Genomic DNA, 1,359 nt, shown 5'->3' on the forward strand with positions numbered 1-1,359 from the left:
GATCGCGTTCACCGCCGCCGACGCGGGCGTCGACACCGTGCTGGTGCCCGCGGGCACCGACCCGCTGCCCGACCTGCCCGGGGTGCGCCGCCTCGCCGTCGCCGAGCTCGCCGACGGCCCGGTGCCCGCCGCGCTGCCCGACCCGGACCCCGACGACGCCGCCTACCTGATCTACACCTCCGGCTCGACCGGGCGGCCCAAGGGCGTCGTGGTCAGCCACCGCGCCATCGGCAACCGGCTCGACTGGATGCAGGACGCGTACCCGCTCACCGCCGACGACCGGGTGCTGCAGAAGACCCCCGCCGGGTTCGACGTGTCGGTGTGGGAGTTCTTCTGGGCCCCCTCGACCGGCGCGACCGTGGTGCTCGCCGCCCCCGGCGGGCACCGCGACCCCGAGTACCTGGCGCGGCTGGTCTGCGACGAGCGGATCACCACGCTGCACTTCGTGCCCTCGATGCTGGAGGGCTTCCTCGCCGCCGAGCAGGTCGTCGCCGACCCGCGGTGGGCGGCCACGCTGCGGCGGGTGTTCTGCTCCGGCGAGGCGCTGTCCGCGGCCGCGGCCCGGCGCTGGCACGCGCTGACCGGGGTGGCGCTGCACAACCTCTACGGGCCCACCGAGGCCGCCGTCGACGTCACCGCGCACACCGTCGCCGCCGACCCGGGCGCCGTCGTCCCGATCGGCGTGCCGGTCGCGAACACCCGCACCCACGTCCTGGACGCCTGCCTGCGCCCGGTCCCCGACGGGGTCCCCGGCGAGCTGTACCTCGGCGGCGTGCAGCTGGCGCGGGGCTACCACGCCCGCCCCGGGCTGACCGCGGACCGCTTCGTCGCCGACCCGCTCGGCGCGCCGGGGGAGCGGCTCTACCGCACCGGCGACGTCGTGCGCCGCGTCGACGGCGAGCTGGTCTACCTCGGCCGCTCCGACGGCCAGGTGAAGATCCGTGGGCAGCGCATCGAGCCGGGTGAGGTCGAGGCGGTGCTCGCGGCGACCGACGGGGTCGGCCGCGCGGCGGTCGTCGTCCGCCGGGACGGGCCGTCCCCGTCGCTGGTCGGCTACGTCGTGCCCGCCGCCGGCGCCGCTCCCGACGGCGACGGGCTGTGCGCCGCGCTGGCCCGGGTGCTGCCCGAGGCCATGGTGCCCGCCGCGGTCGTCGTGCTGGAGGAGATGCCGCTGACCCCCAACGGCAAGCTCGACCAGGCCGCGCTGCCCGCCCCGGACGTCGCCGCGGGCGGGTCGGACCGCGAGCCCGCCACCGAGGTCGAGCGCGTGCTGTGCGCGGCGTTCGCCGAGGTCCTGGGCCGCGACCGGGTCGGCCCCGACGACGACTTCCTCGCCCTCGGCGGGGACTCCATCACCTC

At 77.6% G+C, this 1,359-nt stretch carries 1 protein-coding gene; it reads left to right on the forward strand.

The annotated features are described in order from the left end of the window. Positions 1-1,359, forward strand: a 1,359-nt coding sequence (locus GTW08_RS30775; RefSeq protein ID WP_161152898.1) for an amino acid adenylation domain-containing protein, incomplete at both ends; no start/stop codon positions are given.

Origin of the sequence: Pseudonocardia sp. SID8383 (assembly GCF_009864975.1) — a bacterium.
Taxonomy (GTDB): Bacteria; Actinomycetota; Actinomycetes; order Mycobacteriales; family Pseudonocardiaceae; genus Pseudonocardia; species Pseudonocardia alni.